At 33.4% G+C, this 16,699-nt stretch carries 20 protein-coding genes; 14 read left to right on the top strand and 6 right to left on the bottom strand.

Going from position 1 to position 16,699, the window contains the following annotated elements:
* The first annotated feature begins 700 nt into the window (after window positions 1–700).
* From JOC86_RS05670 to JOC86_RS05660, 3 genes are all read left to right on the top strand, one after another.
* The gene (locus JOC86_RS05670; protein WP_205168826.1) at window positions 701–1,159 is read left to right on the top strand and encodes a VOC family protein; all 459 of its coding nucleotides are present in this window, start codon (window positions 701–703) and stop codon (window positions 1,157–1,159) included.
* Between the two features lie 251 nt (window positions 1,160–1,410).
* Window positions 1,411–1,965 (top strand): P-loop NTPase family protein, encoded by a 555-nt coding sequence (locus JOC86_RS05665; RefSeq protein WP_205168824.1) that lies wholly within the window; start codon window positions 1,411–1,413, stop codon window positions 1,963–1,965.
* Between the two features lie 99 nt (window positions 1,966–2,064).
* Window positions 2,065–2,481 carry a GNAT family N-acetyltransferase gene (locus JOC86_RS05660; protein WP_239587392.1) on the top strand — a complete coding sequence of 139 codons (417 nt, stop codon included), beginning with the start codon at window positions 2,065–2,067 and terminating at the stop codon, window positions 2,479–2,481.
* Between the two features lie 1,011 nt (window positions 2,482–3,492).
* Here JOC86_RS05660 and JOC86_RS05655 read toward each other — a convergent pair.
* Window positions 3,493–4,062, bottom strand: coding sequence for a CGNR zinc finger domain-containing protein (locus JOC86_RS05655; protein ID WP_205168822.1), 570 nt, complete (start codon window positions 4,060–4,062; stop codon window positions 3,493–3,495).
* A 135-nt stretch (window positions 4,063–4,197) separates the two neighbouring features.
* Between JOC86_RS05655 and JOC86_RS05650 the strand changes: the two genes are divergently transcribed.
* The 3 genes from JOC86_RS05650 (at window position 4,198) to JOC86_RS05640 (ending at window position 5,496) form a co-directional block, all read left to right on the top strand.
* The gene (locus tag JOC86_RS05650; RefSeq protein ID WP_205168820.1) at window positions 4,198–4,611 is read left to right on the top strand and encodes a nuclear transport factor 2 family protein; all 414 of its coding nucleotides are present in this window, start codon (window positions 4,198–4,200) and stop codon (window positions 4,609–4,611) included.
* A gap of 265 nt (window positions 4,612–4,876) precedes the next feature.
* Window positions 4,877–4,990: a DUF2711 family protein gene (locus JOC86_RS25275; RefSeq protein ID WP_205168818.1), complete on the top strand. Its 114-nt coding sequence runs from the start codon at window positions 4,877–4,879 to the stop codon at window positions 4,988–4,990.
* 125 nt (window positions 4,991–5,115) lie between these two features.
* Window positions 5,116–5,496 carry a hypothetical protein gene (locus JOC86_RS05640; RefSeq protein WP_205168816.1) on the top strand — a complete coding sequence of 127 codons (381 nt, stop codon included), beginning with the start codon at window positions 5,116–5,118 and terminating at the stop codon, window positions 5,494–5,496.
* 116 nt (window positions 5,497–5,612) lie between these two features.
* Here the strand turns inward: JOC86_RS05640 and JOC86_RS05635 are convergent, their stop codons facing one another.
* The 4 genes from JOC86_RS05635 to JOC86_RS05620 all read right to left on the bottom strand — a co-directional run bounded on the left by JOC86_RS05635 (window position 5,613) and on the right by JOC86_RS05620 (window position 9,546).
* Window positions 5,613–5,771 (bottom strand): hypothetical protein, encoded by a 159-nt coding sequence (locus tag JOC86_RS05635; protein ID WP_205168814.1) that lies wholly within the window; start codon window positions 5,769–5,771, stop codon window positions 5,613–5,615.
* A 519-nt stretch (window positions 5,772–6,290) separates the two neighbouring features.
* Entirely contained in the window at window positions 6,291–7,124 is an 834-nt protein-coding gene (gene lgt, locus JOC86_RS05630; protein WP_205170141.1) for a prolipoprotein diacylglyceryl transferase, read from the bottom strand.
* Window positions 7,125–7,205: 81 nt separating this feature from the next.
* On the bottom strand, window positions 7,206–8,291 hold the full coding sequence (locus tag JOC86_RS05625; RefSeq protein ID WP_205168812.1) for a class II aldolase/adducin family protein: 1,086 nt from the start codon (window positions 8,289–8,291) through the stop codon (window positions 7,206–7,208).
* 31 nt (window positions 8,292–8,322) lie between these two features.
* Complete coding sequence (locus JOC86_RS05620; RefSeq protein ID WP_205168810.1) at window positions 8,323–9,546, bottom strand: zinc-dependent alcohol dehydrogenase; 1,224 nt, start codon at window positions 9,544–9,546, stop codon at window positions 8,323–8,325.
* Window positions 9,547–9,732: 186 nt separating this feature from the next.
* Here JOC86_RS05620 and JOC86_RS05615 point away from each other — a divergent pair, with 186 nt between their 5' ends.
* The 8 genes from JOC86_RS05615 (at window position 9,733) to JOC86_RS05590 (ending at window position 16,044) form a co-directional block, all read left to right on the top strand.
* Complete coding sequence (locus JOC86_RS05615) at window positions 9,733–10,638, top strand: YegS/Rv2252/BmrU family lipid kinase (protein ID WP_205168808.1); 906 nt, start codon at window positions 9,733–9,735, stop codon at window positions 10,636–10,638.
* A gap of 78 nt (window positions 10,639–10,716) precedes the next feature.
* Window positions 10,717–11,604 carry a diacylglycerol/lipid kinase family protein gene (locus tag JOC86_RS05610; protein ID WP_205168799.1) on the top strand — a complete coding sequence of 296 codons (888 nt, stop codon included), beginning with the start codon at window positions 10,717–10,719 and terminating at the stop codon, window positions 11,602–11,604.
* Between the two features lie 402 nt (window positions 11,605–12,006).
* Window positions 12,007–12,426: an alkaline phosphatase family protein gene (locus JOC86_RS24625; RefSeq protein ID WP_239587391.1), complete on the top strand. Its 420-nt coding sequence runs from the start codon at window positions 12,007–12,009 to the stop codon at window positions 12,424–12,426.
* On the top strand, window positions 12,420–13,154 hold the full coding sequence (locus tag JOC86_RS24620; protein ID WP_239587390.1) for an alkaline phosphatase family protein: 735 nt from the start codon (window positions 12,420–12,422) through the stop codon (window positions 13,152–13,154). The genes JOC86_RS24625 and JOC86_RS24620 overlap by 7 nt, the downstream gene beginning before the upstream one ends.
* Before the next feature lie 34 nt (window positions 13,155–13,188).
* Complete coding sequence (locus JOC86_RS24615; RefSeq protein WP_239587389.1) at window positions 13,189–13,593, top strand: hypothetical protein; 405 nt, start codon at window positions 13,189–13,191, stop codon at window positions 13,591–13,593.
* Between the two features lie 272 nt (window positions 13,594–13,865).
* A complete protein-coding gene (locus JOC86_RS05600; protein WP_205168797.1) occupies window positions 13,866–14,381 on the top strand; it encodes a sigma-70 family RNA polymerase sigma factor in 516 nt (171 codons plus the stop codon).
* Window positions 14,381–15,397 (top strand): DUF4030 domain-containing protein, encoded by a 1,017-nt coding sequence (locus JOC86_RS05595; RefSeq protein WP_205168795.1) that lies wholly within the window; start codon window positions 14,381–14,383, stop codon window positions 15,395–15,397. Before JOC86_RS05600 ends, JOC86_RS05595 begins: the two co-directional genes overlap by 1 nt.
* Before the next feature lie 194 nt (window positions 15,398–15,591).
* Window positions 15,592–16,044, top strand: a complete 453-nt coding sequence (locus JOC86_RS05590; RefSeq protein WP_419096018.1) for a DinB family protein — start codon at window positions 15,592–15,594, stop codon at window positions 16,042–16,044.
* 310 nt (window positions 16,045–16,354) lie between these two features.
* Here the strand turns inward: JOC86_RS05590 and JOC86_RS05585 are convergent, their stop codons facing one another.
* On the bottom strand, window positions 16,355–16,522 hold the full coding sequence (locus JOC86_RS05585; protein WP_205168793.1) for a hypothetical protein: 168 nt from the start codon (window positions 16,520–16,522) through the stop codon (window positions 16,355–16,357).
* Window positions 16,523–16,699 lie beyond the last annotated feature (177 nt).

Below are 16,699 nucleotides of genomic sequence, written 5' to 3'. Positions count from 1 at the left end.
TTCTTCACTTCATTATATAGCTTCTGAATTATTCTCATCAAAGGAAATTTACATTTTTGATAAATTATGACGGATTGTTTGGAAAATGAATTTGAAGTGGTTTTATGTGGTGAAATTCAACTGTTAAAGTAATCGATAATGAAGGAGATAGATGAATAGGAACTAACGGGTCCTTTTTCACTCTTTCTTTTTACATATTCATATTCGGAAGTTTGAACAAGCTTTTGTTTCAGGTGAAAGTTTAAAAAGTATCAACAGTCAAAGCATTAAAAGAGCTATCTGAACAATTTCCGTTGAACTTCCAATTTATAAGCTCTTTATGATATTTTGTTTATGAATCAAGATGCAAAAGTTACGCTAGAAAAATCATTTTAAATACCAGTGAAGTTTGAATTACAATAATAATCTTTCATATTCCAGTAAAGAGGGCGTTATTGGAATTCAAAAAAGCTCGGAGAAAATTCTCTGAGCTTTTTTGTGCTAATATATTAGTTCTCTTTATTCCTCTGTTTAGCCTGGAAAACCACATACTCAAAATATTTTTATACTTTTTATCCATCATTTTAGTAGGATTCTCCTACTAAAATGATGGATCACTACTACTAAAGATGTATGGATTTTTAATGCTTTTATAGGATTCATTATTATTTTTAATTGATATATTAATATTCAAGAACAGAAAGTAAGGGGGAAGATTTAGATGATTAAAGGGTTATATGAAGCACACTTGCCAGTAAGTAATCTTTCAAATTCGATAGATTTCTACAAGAAATTAGGATTAGAGATTGCCTACCAAAATGAAAAACTAGCTTTTTTTTGGATTGAAAAAGGAAACAGTTGGTTAGGAATTTGGGAAACAGACAAAGTTAAAACACCATATCATCCCTCGTTAAGGCATATTGCGTTCAAAGTAGATTTGGAAAATATAATACAAGTGAAAGAGTGGCTAGAACAAAAAGGAATTCTAGTGCGAACATCTTTTGGCTTTCCGTCTGAAAGGCAACCACTTGTATTACCTAACAATCCACAAGCACATGCGGCTATTTATTTTGATGATCCTGATGGAAACTCAATAGAGTTTATAACACCTTTACGGTTAGATTTCGAAGAAGAGTTTGAAATGATGACATTAGAAGAATGGATTAATAAAAAGAAATAATATTTTTCTCTTGTTCAGTTAAAGGTTATTTAAAGGAATAAAAAAACCCCCATCATAATTTTGATGAGGGTAAATCTTCTTTATTCCTTTGCTTGGCCTGAAAAACAATATATTCAAAATGCTTTTAAACTTTTTATTCAATAAACGGGCCAGATTGTAGAATAAAAAAGGAATTTTTCGTCACTAAATCGAAGAAATAAGTCTCAGGAATGTATTACTCAACCTGACTTGAAAACGAGGTGCAGGTGAAAATGAAAAAAATTATGGTAACGGGAGCTTCAGCTGGTGCAGGAAAATCTACGTTTGCAAAAGAATTGGGAGAAGCTTTGAATATCGAAGTGTATCATCTGGATACTCTGTTCTGGAAACCTGGATGGATAGAAGCGACGATTGACGAATTTGCAGAAGCTCAAAGGAAAATTATTCATTATAACGATCAATGGATTATTGAAGGGAATTACAGTAATACTTATGAAATTAGGGCTGAATATGCAGATACGATTGTTTATTTAGAACTTCCACTGTATTTATGTCTTTATCGAGTTTTAAAGCGATGGTTGAAACATAGAGGAAAAACCCGTCCCGATCTTGGAGAGGGTTGCCCAGACAAATTAGACTGGGATTTCATTTGGTTTATCTGCTCAACATATTATCCACGAAAAAAGAAAATGATGGATCGTTTTCGATATTTTCAAACACTGGGCTCCAGAAAAAACATTTATGTTCTGAAAGGCAAAAAAGAACTACACTCATTTTTGAAGGATATAGAAAGTTCAAGTACTTCAAAATTACAATCACATGAGTAAAGGACAAACTTCTAAAATTGTTATTGCCAGAAAAGGGAGCTTTTATCTAATAATAGGGAGGGGATCTTTATTTCAGTAAAATCAATTAAACCATTTACTTTGGACAGCTTTGAAGAGTGTATAGATCTTTACATAAAAGTTTTTAACAGTGCACCTTGGGGAGAGAATTGGTCTTATGAAGTCGCTAAGGAAAGGCTAGATGACTTGTATCATACACCAAAATTTGTTGGATATACCTTATACAATAATGACAAATTAGTTGGTTTTATAGCTGGAAATCAGAAAAGAACTCCACAAGGAATTGTGTTTTATATTGCTGAACTATGTATTAATAGTCAGGTACAAGGGCAGGGATATGGTTCATTATTACTTGAATCATTAGAGAAAGAACTAAAAAATAATGATGTTACAAGTATACATCTTTTAACATCTAATGGTGGTCTGGCAGAAAGCTTTTACTTAAAGAAAAATTATTCTATAAATAAGAACAGAGTTGTCATGAACAAGTCATTATAATTGACAGGCTTATTCCGCAATCGGGCGCTATTCTTGAACAAGAATTGGCGCTCATATTTCGTTTTAGGACCAGATTGTTTAATAAGAAGAGTCATTAAGAAATCCTTCCATATTTATAACGTAAAGTGTAAAATTACACTAAAAGCGCAGAATATGAAAAAATGGAAGGGGTTCAGTATGTTGAAATGGTGGATAATTTGGTTTATTAGTTTGCCGATTTTTCTAATTACCTATATTTACTCGTTTTTTATAACAAGTAAAATAGCTTATGCACCACAATCAGAATGTAAGCCACTGTTTATATTCACTCCTCAAAATGTTCAATATTGTAGTGATATTTATCCGATAGACTTGATATTAATTGCTCTTAAAACTAATCCAACTTCCTATCTTTGTATTGCATCTGGACTTTATTTAGTTGGATTTCTTTTGTTTGTAGGAATTCGTTTAATACTTAAATTCCTTAAATTGAAAAAATAATTTACAATTATCGGGACAATTATTGTATATCTGTGCTTCACGGATGTTCAAGAACAGATCTTCCGTTATAGGGCGCTTAAATGTAATAAGAACAACTCATTATTAATTGATGGGGTTTTATCTTCCTTAATGCTTTTTTACTTAAACACTACATACTCAAAATACTTTTAAACTTAATATTCAACAAACAGGTCATATCTTGAATAAGGAAGAAAAAATAATTCACCTTGAAATGTAAAAGTTATGTTATAAAAAGAGAAACTTATTGGAAAAAATAAATAGTGTACTTTTCATCATTTACTCTACAATCAGGGGCTTTAATGTAAAAGAACAACACTCCATCTTAAAATGATGGGGTGTTTAACCTTTCTTATTCTTTTCTTGAAACACTACATACCAAAATATTTTAAACCTATTATTCAACAAACGTACCATTTTATCGAATAAGATTATTCAGATCTCACAGGCTATTATTAGATACTTGTGAGTTTGCTTCATTAGAGATCAAATGGTCGGTCAGTTGAACATCGCTTATGCATCAACATTTCGTCGATTGTGACGTGAGACCTTCATACGATTTCCGCATATTTTCATCGAGCACCATTTACGCCTACCACTTGTATCTATAAACAGTAAAACACAGTCTGGGTTAGCGCAACGGCGTAGTACTTCTAAATCTCCAGTGTTATATAATCGTAATGCATCAAATGCTACTAAGGAAACAATTGCATCCAACGAAGTCCCGACAGGAATCGGTACAAGATTTCCTGATATCAGTTTAAATGATAAAGGAGCTTTTTCGTTTAGGTATTCCAGATGCGATACCCATTGATCGTCAAGATGTTTCCCGTTTACAATTTTCTCAAACCCACCTCGTAATAACTTTCTTAGATCTAAAAAAACATCAAGTCCATCAGAAAGTACACATTCTTTATTAAACTGCTCATCCACTAAGTTTCCTGACTTTTGCATAGTTTGAATCCAATCCACGAAGTTCTCTTTAAGCAAATCATGTCGAATCCCTCTTCTTACAATTTCCGTATTTACAAGATCCAATGATAAATGGTTTGAGATAAGTGGGAAAATTTGATTTGCTGACATCTATTTTTCCTCCTGGTCTCTGTTTCGATAATAATTTAACTAACCATATTATAACCTATTGACAGGTTAATTAAAAGTCTCTATACTAACCATTGAAATCTAAAATAAGTGGTTAATTAAAAGGGGGAGATGTAAATGTCAAAATCCATCAAACCACCTTTCAATCATGAGACAGCTCTTGCAAAGGTGAAAGCAGCAGAAGATGCATGGAACACTAAAGATCCCGAAATTGTAGCTCAAGCTTATACCCTTGATTCACAATGGAGAAATCGAACAGAGTTTTTTTATGGTAGAGAAGCCATCAAGGAATTTCTTAGGAGAAAATGGGCGAAGGAACTTGATTATTACTTGATGAAGGAGCTTTGGTGTCACACAGAAAATCGTATATCTGTTCGTTTCGAATACGAATGGCGTGATGCTGAAACTGATCAATGGATGAGAACACACGGAAATGAACATTGGGAATTCGACGACAATGGCCTAATGAAACGTCGTGATATGAGTGCAAATGACTATCCAATTCAAGAGTCTGAACGTCGGTATCGGTAAAACACAATTAAATAGTTTTATTTCGATCTTCCAGTATTAGGATCTCAACAAAATAAGAAAAACAGTCCATCATTAATTTGATGGACTGTTTAATTCTTCCTTATTTCTTTTCTTGAAACACTACATACTCAAAATACTTTTAAACTTTTTATTCAATTTGTAGGATGTAACAATGAACTAATTGAAGAACAAACTCCTCAATCTAAAGATGAAAATATTAGTGAAGATATAAAATATGGTAAACAGATGCCAATAGAATGGGACATTGGAAGTATGTACTCTTCATACTCTAGATTTTTGTGAACTGTCGCTCAAAGAATTGATTATTGCTGATGAATATATGGACTTTGCTTTCATGAATGTATATGACTCGTTTTAGGGATGGGTTTTATGAAAGAAATAAGTCTTCATAAATTCAGTATAATGTACGCCCATTTATATTAGTCATAGATAATTTATTAACCCCATAAAATGATATATCAAGTTTATATGGGGTGTGTAAGGATGGGTGAATCTCAAGTAACAGAAGGAATGCTTGAAAAGTTTTATAGGCTTAATCAAAAGAAGAAGGAAATTGAATCTGCCATGAAGGAGATGAAAAAGCAATTCCATAATTATTTTGATGAGACGGTGGGCGAAAATGTTAAAGGGCAAGTAACAGTTGGGGATTATATATTACAAAGGCAAGTTAGAACAATTGAGAAATTTAATGAAGCGAAGACGGTAGAGAAATTAGAGGAACTAAAATTAGAAGATTTAGTGGTGAAAAAACCGGATATAGACAAAATGAAAGCAGCGATTAACCTTGGTATTTTAAAGGAAAATGATCTAGAAGACTGTCGGGTTATCAATATTTCTCCAGCTCTCTCAGTAAAAACGAAATGAACAATTGAATGATATTTTATATTTAAGAAATAGGACTATCCTTCAACGGTGGTACTTTGTTGTCTTAACTTAAGAACTTTTATAGTTGAAAAATAAAAACCACTCAAAGTGTTTTTTTAGTCTCGCATTGCTCCTGCCTCTCGGGAAGTCATTGCACCTTGCCCTCGGCTTACATCTTTTTGAATGTCTTGTTTTACTTTTTGTGCATTAGTTCCGGCACTTTCAGGTTTCATCATAGAACCCATACCCTTTTTAGCCTTTTTATCCTGTTGCATGTAAATCCTCCTAAATTTGTTGTTAACAATCTTATTATTTACAAAAAAGTACAAAGTTATTTCCTAAGTATATGAGCGGGTTTTCTTAAAGTAAATAGGATGGACTCTTATTGTATTTGCGGGCGGCTTTTCTGCAAAAAAACCATTGTAGGTCAGTTAAAAAACGATCTTCAACAAACTGGCGCTTTAATGGAATAAGAATAAAACCCCATCGTAAATTGATGGGGTTTTATTCTTCCTGGGATTGTTGATTGTGGCCAGTAGGGATTAAAAAGAGGTAATGAGGTACTGGAATGACTATTTTTCTATCCTAAAACCTTTCCCTAAATCAAAATCCCTATAATTCATCCAATATACGTTAAAAGGAATCTCTTAGCGTGGGAAAGTGATAAAAGTTGGAGGTACCCCAATAAACAACGGGGATTATTAAGAGATATAAATATTTTATTTAACCAGCTTAGGCAGATGCCTATTAGAATGTATTTCTGAACAATATGAGTCAACAACCTATCTTTCATATCAATCCCTCAATTCTATCACACCATTATCTAGATAGCGAATATCTGAATATCCTTTTTTTCGGCGGTACCAGATTGTCAGGCTTGACACAAAAATTAATACGACGGAAATGACTTGTGCCATCCGTAAATATTCCATTAGCATTAAGCTATCCGTTCTCATTCCTTCTATAAAGAAACGCCCGAACGAGTAGTAGATGATGTATGTTAAAAATAATTCACCACGTCTTAAATTTGCACGTCGTAGGGACATCAATACGATAAATCCTCCAAAATTCCATAAAGACTCGTATAAAAATGTAGGATGATAATACGTTCCCTCTATATACATCTGGTTAATAATAAAATTAGGTAAATACAGATTTTCGAGAAATTCACGGGGGACGGGTCCCCCGTGGGCTTCCTGATTGATAAAATTTCCCCAGCGTCCAATTGCCTGAGCTAGAATCAGGCTTGGTGCTAAAATGTCAACAAGTTTCCAGAACGAAATTTTACGTATCTTTGCAAACACTATTATCGTTAATACTGCACCGATTAGTACACCGTGCATGGCTAGTCCGCCTTCCCAGATAGCAATAATTTTATTGGGATGTGCGGAATAATATTCCCATTTAAAAATCACGAAATAAGCGCGTGCAAATAGGATAGAAATTGGAAGCGCAAAAATGACGAGATCCACAAAGGTGTCTTTTGGCAAAAAACGTCGCTCGCTTTCACGCATGGCTAGCCAGAGACCAATTAAGGCCCCGGACATGATAATTGCACCGTACCAGTATATTTGGAACGGGCCGAGAGTGATCGCAACCCTATCGATAGGTTCAATCGTAGTTTCCATATTCTCACTCCTCACACCATAAAAGACTCTAAGCATAAGATTCCCTTCGATATTTATTTGTTAACTCTAAATCACACCTTTTTATGCACTTGGCACTTGGGTTATAACTTGTCCTTCAATACGCTCAAAGATGTCATCTAAATCACGACCTGTAATAGTTAGACCGTGATTCTTAAGTCCAATGACTGCTCTAGATGGATCATCGGCCCTTCGTACTAGATCTGCTACAGTTTCCGCCAATTGAATCGTACCGCAAGGGTAATTAATTTCCGTTGCTGTTATACCATCCATCCATGCATGAATATGAACAATCGCACCCACTTTTGGATGCTCTTTATAAATCATCCAATGCTCAATTGCATCAACAGATGCTCTTTTTGGAGAAATACGTGGAGGAACACTTATTTCCATTGCATTTTTTTTTGGATTATACCCATTGATATATAAAATATCTTGGCCAATTACTCGCATATTAGCTTTGTTGACACCGCTAGCGCTCATCCAAAAGCTTTTATCATCGTGTCGGCTACTTAGATTCCCATAGCTAAGTCCACCTATACCGTATAGTTTTTTTAACTGGCGCATATCACGAGATGACAAATATTTATCAAGTGGAAAGGGTGCAGGTAATAAATTCATTTCATCTAATTTTTTGCCTGATGCGTACATTTTTTGTGTGATATTATTACCATTCCATAAATTTTGATCCAAATTATTTGCAAAATGATTGTCAATGACTAATTGAGCCGATGCGACCGGTTCTAATCTTTCATAAATCTTTTGGAAAAAGTCTTTTTCTTCACTTTGATAACTTAATTTGTAAAATCCTTGTTCAGGAGTAATAAAATAAACATCTGTTTTTTCCTTATTATTCACAATGAAAATTAAATGGTTTGCTAAAGATCTAATTAGATATGGATATGCAGTTTCAAATATATTTTCCGGTTCTTCATTTTTCTCTAGTATAGATACGACAAAAGTCGCTTGTGCCTTTCTACGAAACGGACGTGGTTTTTCTTGTTCGATCACATTAAATACAATCCTAATATCATCAACTGGTTCTTCACAAAACTCGTATCCTTCAGTTGAAAATTTTTCCTTTAATCCTTCCGTATACCATGTGAGAAAAGGAGTTTTTTCTCCACCTGTTATTGTAAAGTTCTTCATTTTTGTCTTCCTCCTACTTTCTATCAAATTGTTACGGTTCAAAAACCACTTTGATTGCTGCACGATTTTTCTTATTTGAAGCAGTACCAAGAGCATTTCGGTAATCTTCTATTGGAAATCTGTGAGTAACCAATGGTGATAGGTCGACTTTTCCAGCAAGCATTAATTCAATTGCTATGTCAAATGTTCGTGTTCTTTTTCCTTGAAACACCTCAGTACTATAAGCAAAGCTTCCTTTGACATCTAACTCATTAAGCCAAACTGTCGTCCAATCAATTCCGTCTATTATACCGGCTAGACCCAACAGAACAACTTTTCCACCGTTTTTAGAGAATCGAAGTGCATCATTGATACTCTGTTTTTTTCCAACACATTCAAAGACAATATCTGCACCTCCTTGTATTACCTCAGGACCAAAAAGTGGTTTTAATACCTTTCCATTAAGAGATTTTGTTAGGTCATCTACATAAGTTTGTTTTCTTAGCTGGATTATATTGTTCGCCCCATAATTGACCGCCAATTCAGCTTGAAATTGATGTTTTACTAATGCAACAATTCTGCAAGGGATTTCCAGTGCTCGAATAGCCGCAATGACACATATCCCTATTACTCCTCCTCCGATGACCAATACAGTGTCATTTTTACTTGGTGGATTTCTTAAAACACTATGTAAAGCACAGCTAAAAGGCTCTATCATCACGCCATTTAAATCATTCACAGCTGTAGGGAGTTTAAATGCTTGGCTTTTGTGAGCGACTATATATGAACTCCATCCGCCACCTGTGTCACGACAAGCTCCTATTAACAAACCTGGTGACAGGTCTCCTTCAGTTTTATATATACACAAACTAAAATTACCCTTAAGGCATGCGGGACATGGATGTTCTATATCTCTCGATTCACACGACAAAATCGGGTCTATAACAACTCGATCTCCCCTATTTAATTCAGTAACTTGTGAACCTACTTCCACAATTTCTCCTACGATTTCATGGCCGATAGTAAATGGAAACGAAACAAATGGTGAAGTAGCAGGACTATCATTTAGAAAAAGAAGATTAAGATCACTACCACAAATACCGCCATACTTCACCTTTACTTTCACCCAATTTTCATTCGGAAGCTCCGGCTCTGATTGTTCCTGAAATCGTAAACAAGATAGCCGAGAATTCCAATAAGCAGAAGGATTAAAACTTCCGAATATTTTACTAAAGATATAGTTGGGAATTTTATAATCGAATTGCAAAGCTTTCAACATGTATCACCTAGTTTCTTCAACGGTTTTAAATAATAACTTCTCCAACGATTTCCTTATTATTCATTTTTTTAAAAAAATATGGAAAAATTTTTCCTGAAATAAGAAACGTGTTTTGAAGTGAAAATGAGAAAGCTAGTATTGTGGTTATAATGTTTAAGATCTTACGGATCGGAGGATTTGACTATGAACACAATAAACAAACAGGCATTAATGGTTTATAACCCGTTTTCTGGAAAAAGGGGATCTCATAAAGCCTTTCCGATGTTATTGAAAAAACTTTCAGAACTCGGTTACCAAGTAACGGTTCATCAAGAAGGGATGTTCAATAACACTGATAACCCTATTAAAAGAGCATGTCAAAACAGATGGGATGCAATCTTTATAGCCGGTGGTGATGGTACAGTAAACCAAGCACTTCAATTTTTAGCTGAGGAAGAATATAGACCAACTGTAGGGGTATTTCCATTTGGAACGAGTAATGAATTTTCAAAACATATAGGTATGTCTTGCGATATAATTCAAAATCTATCAATTATTGAAAGAGGTAATACAAAACCTATTGCCATCGGAAAAATTGGTGATCGATACTTCTCGAATATAGCAGCAGGGGGCTGGTTATCAGATATTACCTATAAAACCTCTCCTTCTCTAAAATCCTTTTTGGGTGAATGGGCCTATGGCCTTTATTTTCTTAAAACACTTTTTTTGACAAAACAATCGGATACTATTTCTGTTGATATCTCCCCAAATGAAGTAATTTCAGATCTCTCATTATTTTTAATCATGAACGGAAACGCAGTTGGTCCTTTTGAGCAACTTTTTAAGGATACTAAACATAATGATGATTATTTTCATCTACTCACCTGTAAAAAAACCAATCGATTACAGCTGTTTTTTTCATTACTTGTAAAAATGCTCAACATTTCTAACAAACCATCAATAATACATCATAAAAAAATAAAATCTGGTCACTTTACGATTCCAGAGGCCTTCGCTCTCAATCTTGATGGCGAAAAGGTTGATGTAAAAAGTCTACATTTTAAGGTATTGCCCCAGCATCTTCATGTTTTTAGTTCAACTTCAAACTAAGAACGCCTTAATATGCTTGTATATTTACAAGTAAAGTAGGCTATAATTTTGTTAAAAATTTATAATTAGGTGAGATGTTTGTATTGTTTTATTGTTAATAAAGTTTCGGGTAATGGCAAAGCTCTTAAAGTTTGGTATCAAATTGAAAAAAAACTTCAAGAAAAAAACGTTTATTACTGTGTTCATTTTACACAGAAACCAAAACACGCCACTTTATTAGTTCAAGAACTTATCAATAAGGAAAAAGTCACTGTGATAGTTGTAGTAGGTGGCGATGGAACTATCCATGAAGTGATTAATGGATTAGTCGGTACGAATACACCTTTAGGAATTATTCCTGCTGGCTCAGGAAATGATTTTTCAAGAGGACTAGGTATACCATTAAAACATGATAAAGCGTTAGAGCGTATATTAAGTGGGAAACCAAAAATTATCGATATCGGTTATGTAAATTCTACCTATTTTGGTACCGTGTCAGGTATAGGATTTGACGGTGAAGTAGCCCAGACGACGAATATATCAATATATAAAAAATTACTTAATTTCGTCCGGATGGGGCAAATCTCATACATCATCAGTGCTATAAATGTATTATTCCGTTATAAGCCCATGGATATCTCCTTAATGATTGATCAGAAACTATACGAGATTCCAAAGGTATGGCTAATTGCAGTTGCCAATTTACCCTTTTACGGTGGAGGACTAGCAATTTGTCCAAAGGCCGAAAGTAATGATGGTTTATTTGATATATGTATTGTTCAAGGAATGTCTAAGTGGGAATTTATACGTGTATTTCCATTAGTTTTTAAAGGAAATCATACCTCCTCCCCTTCAATACAGATAATCAAAGGAAAAGAGTTGGAAATATATTCATCGACCCCAATGCTGGTACATGGGGACGGAGAAATGATTGGTCAAACTCCTGCCCGAATTAGAATTGAACCAAGTGCTTTATATGTTATTTGAGAATTAAAGAATAAAAAAATCCCTTATTTCATTGTTTAGTTGAAATGAGGGATTTTCGTTTGAAAAACTAATTATTTTTTTTCGTTTCTTCTAAAGAATCTTCACAATAAAATTCAAATACCCCTACAATCATTTGCTTTATTTTTTCAGTAAGATTCCTAATAAATTCTACCATGATTTGTTTGAAGAACTCCTTTCTTGATAGAAATAACGATATTTTCCTACATAATGAAACGTATAGATAATTTTAATTTGTTCAACAGAATTTTTTTCTATACTGCAAATTTTCAATTTCTACCTTTTTTTAAGGTTATTGTTTGTCATACTGTATACCTACCTTGTTCTCCATAAATAAAATTCATATAAAGTGAAGAAATCGTTAAGAATAAAGGACGAATAAAAATGATAAAACACGAAGGTGGAATGATGATGGGATTTCGTTCGATTTTTATTGTACTCCTTTCCATCCCATTAATTGGCTGCTCTCTTCATAAAAATATCGAAAGGCAAGATACCCCTATTGCTATTCAAACAAATAATAAAACCTCCCCTAAAATTGTCCTTCTTATCATTGATTCATTGATGGAAGAACCTTTAAAGAAAGCGATTCAAGAGAATAAAGCGTCCGCCCTGGCATTTTTTTTGAATCATGGCCGTTATAATAATAACTTAGTCAGTTCTTATCCAACCATGTCAGTTACAATTGATAGCTCTTTAATAACGGGTTCTTACCCCGATAAACATAAAATCCCTGGACTTGTATGGTATGACGAAGGTGAACAGCGTATTATTAATTATGGAAATGGTTTTTTAAAATGGTAAATATTGGGGTTTCTCAGTTTGCTGAAGATACTTTATACCAATTTAATAATGTGGATCTTAGTCCCAATGTGAAAACCCTTCATGAAGTATTAGACAAAAGAGGGAAACAAACAGCTTCTATTAACTCTATCATTTACCGTGGAAATTATGAACACGCTCTTAAGATTCCAAAGGTCTTAGCGAAAACTACTGCCTTACCGGATCAATATAAAACCTTTGGACCAAAGATGTTGTCAGTTGGTGCTTTTATTCGTCAGGATGAAAAAAATAAACATTTAGTAAATCGGCTAGGGCTCAATGATGCATTTGCAGCTCAAGAATTAAAATATCTTTTAGAGAATAACATCCTTCCTGAATTTACGATCATGTACTTTCCGGTAAATGATCATGTCGTTCATAGAAAGGGACCTATGACGACTGAAGGAATTGAGGAAATTGATAAGAATTTACAGGAAATATTAAATGTTTTTCCAAATTGGAACACGGCCCTTGATAATATGATTTGGATTATCATTGGAGACAGCAAACAATCATCCATTAAAAAAAACAAAGATGAAGCATTAATTGATTTACGAAAAGCTCTTTCGAACTACAATATTTTAAAGCTTGATGAGCCTGTTCGTAATAAAGATGATCTTGTTATTACAGCAAATGAACGAATGGCATATATTTATAAGATTAGTGAGGATTTTTCTCTGCAAGATATTGCAAGTAGGTTAAGCAGATGAGCGTATAGCATGGATTGCATGGAAGAAAAACGAAATGATTCAAGTGATATCAGGAGATCAAGAAGGGACTTTTAAATTCAAACCCGAAGGAGCTTTTAAAGATGTTTATAATCAAACTTGGTCTATAAAAGGAAATAGCTCAATTCTTGATCTGGCTATAGATAATAATAGTCAAATAAAATATGGTGATTATCCAGATGGATTAGCAAGATTGTATGGTGCTATTCATTCACAAAAAGAAGATTTTCTAATATTGGATGCCAAACCTGGCTACGAATTTATTGGAGAAAGTTCTCCTGAACATACTGGTGGAGGTGCACATGGTTCTATGCATAAAAATGACTCTCTTACACCTATTATTGTAACAGGAACCAATAAAAGCATAGACCATTTGCGTATTGTTGATTTGAAAACATGGATATTGGATCTCTTAGAATAGGGTTTAAAAAAGAGGGTTTAATTTCTAGTTTAATATCCAGGTTGCTATTTTTTCATTGTTTGAAAATTATTAATTCAAAAACCTATGTTATTAAATGTTAAAGTGACAATAAAGTTGTTTAAAAGCGTCAGTCGTTATTCTATTAAAGGGCGCTATAATGGAATAAGAACAACTCCCATCGTAATATTGATGGGTTTTTTTTATTTATTTTATTTTTTTGAAACGTTTTTGTAGTATGGATTGTCTAACGGTTAGAAAAAAGAGGTGAGTACATGTCAGTTGAGAAAAAAATCAAAAAGGCAAAACGAGGAAATGAAAAAGCATTTCAGGAGTTGATTCAAGATGAAAAGAACAAACTCTTTCGTATGGCCTATTTATACGTAAAAAATGAAGATGATGTCCTTGATATTGTACAAGATACAATTTACAAAGCATTTATATCAATCAAACAACTAAAAGATCCTCATTATTTTTCTACGTGGATATCAAGAATTTTAATTAATACGGCTTTGGATTTTATTAAGAAAAACAACCGTACGATTCCCTATAGTGATGTTGATGGATTTCGCAGTGATCAGAATCTACGAATGGAAGACAAATTAGACTTAATAGAAGCAATTGATCGATTAGAAGTGCACTATAAAACAGTGATTATTTTTAGATATTACAAAGATCTTTCTATAAAACAAATTGCTGAAATTTTGCAGTGTCCTGAAGGAACTGTCAAAACTCGATTGCACAGAGCCATTAATCAATTGAAATCGGATTTAAAAGAGGAGTGTATCTGATGAACGATAATTTTTCCAACAACGTTAAAAAAGAGGTGGACAAAATAAAAATTCCTGAAGAAAAATTGGATCGAGCGATTGAATATGCCATCAAAAGAGGTAAAAAAAATCAACGAAGTATTGGTAAGAAAGTAATCTACTTTAGCAGTGCAGCAGTTCTTTTATTTGGATTATTCATAAGTTCTGCTTTTGTTTCTCCAACTATGGCGAAAGTGGTGGCAAAAATTCCATATTTAGGACAAATTTTTGAGTCTAAAGATATCATTCCTGTTATCCACGAAAAGCTTAGGAAAAAGGGTTACAATGTAAGTGGAGTGGGCATTTCTTATAATGGCAAAAAGGAAATCGAGATATGGATCGATGGTTCGAATACATATTTTGATACAATTAAAGGTGATGTTGAAAAGATTACAAAAGACATATTACAATCAAAAGATTATGATGCCTATACTGTTAAAGTAAGTAAACATAAAGAGCGTAAGATTGATATGTCTGTAGAAGAGCGAAATAGCTTAAAAAAGGATGCTGAATTATTGGATGACGTTGATAATTTGCGTGGAAAGTACCATTTCGAACAACTAAGTTTAAGTTCTTCTCGAAAGGTTGTTAATATAGACATACCGGACACTGAGAAACGAACGGAAGAGATTAAAAGAGAAGTTAAGAGTATACTATGGTCAAAAACTAAAGAAGAATATACGGTAAAGCTAAAAAAAATAAACATGAAAAAAAGGGAACAAGATAAAAGATGGATGGAAATTCTTAATATTGTTGATGAAGATTTATTAGGGAAAAAGGAATACATGGTGAGAATGGTAGGTTATTCTGTTCATCCGGAACCGGAGATTCAAGCGTTTATCACTTTATCTAGTTCCGACAGAAATGCAAAAAAATTTGCACAACAGCTTGAAAAAGTCATTGATGACTTTCTAAAATCAGAACAAATGAAATCAAGGGTTAAAAACGACCCTTACCACATCACCATTTATAGTAAAGACGACAAGATAATAAATTAAATAACATTAGATAGACGATACTATTATTGAAGTATCGTCTTTGCTTTGTCTTTAGGGTTTCGACAGTGCCATCTAATTTTGAAAAGAATAGGAAAAAAAGCTTTAAAAGGAACAGAAGCATCTTAATTGCAAATTTTTTAGAAATATAAGACTATGGAATCATGTTACATAATAAAAATATTGGGGGCATGATTATGAATCTTGTTAGTCATTTTATATCACATCGTACTGTTACAAATACGTTAGTTGGAAAAATTGAAGAATCCAATTATGATTTTCAACCGACAGAAACGTCTATGAGCGCACAAAAATTGGTCACACATATGTATACTTCTTATTATAAATTTATTAAGACTGTTAAAGAAGGAAACGGAGCTCCATTTTTGGAGAAATTAGATGAAGCCCAGCAGTCTTTGACTCAGTTAGGTGAAGATTATACTGAAAAAACAAAAGAACTTCTTGCTTCACTAACGAAAGAGGATCTGGATCGTGAAATCGACATGTCAAAAATCTTCGGAATGAATGTTACTGGGCATCTAATGGTGCAAATGGCAATTGAGCATGAAATTCACCATAAAGGCAACTTATTTGTGTATGTTCGAGAGATGGGGCATACCGACTTGCCACTTTATATAAATCTAAAATAATCAGTAAAAAACAGACTTGCGGAGACGCTGGTCTGTTTTTTACAGGTTTAAATCACTACAAAAAGCAACGTATTACAGCACTATTCATAGATATTATAAGTGTGGAAAGAAATGGGAGAATTAATAAGGTAAGCGTCTTTATTAATGGAAATTACGAATTAAGTTAGTCTTCTGGCTTTGAAATAATTGGTATTAAGCAATCGGATAGAATACTTGTATAAATCCTTTTTAGTCTTAGGAAACTAAAAAAGGTGATAAGTCTGACAAAACTCGCAGTTTTGCTTATGGTAGGAATGTTTATTAGCAACTTCTAATAGAACCGTAACTGCAAAAACGGAATCAATAAATGAAGCCGATTGTATAAAATTTTTGTGGCAATGGTTTTCACAAGTGGCATATATGCATCAATGATATACTCGAGTGCATCTTCTTTTTGTTTTTTTAATCTACTGATAAAGTTTGTCGATGAACTTTTCATTTACTTTGCTCCTTATCTGATTGAAAAAGCTTCTTCATAAAGTACAACGAACTATCTAAGAATTTATTCTCAAAATATTATATTATTTTCTTACTCATCCATTAGGCTAATTTTTATCCAGGGTTATTTTACTGTCAATATAGAGCTATTCCAGAAAAGGGCGCTATTGTTAAACAA

This window comes from Rossellomorea pakistanensis (assembly GCF_016908495.1).
Lineage (GTDB): Bacteria > Bacillota > Bacilli > Bacillales > Bacillaceae_B > Rossellomorea > Rossellomorea pakistanensis.
The sequence above is the reverse complement of the archived record's forward strand: the minus strand, read 5'-3'. Positions and strand labels throughout refer to the sequence as shown.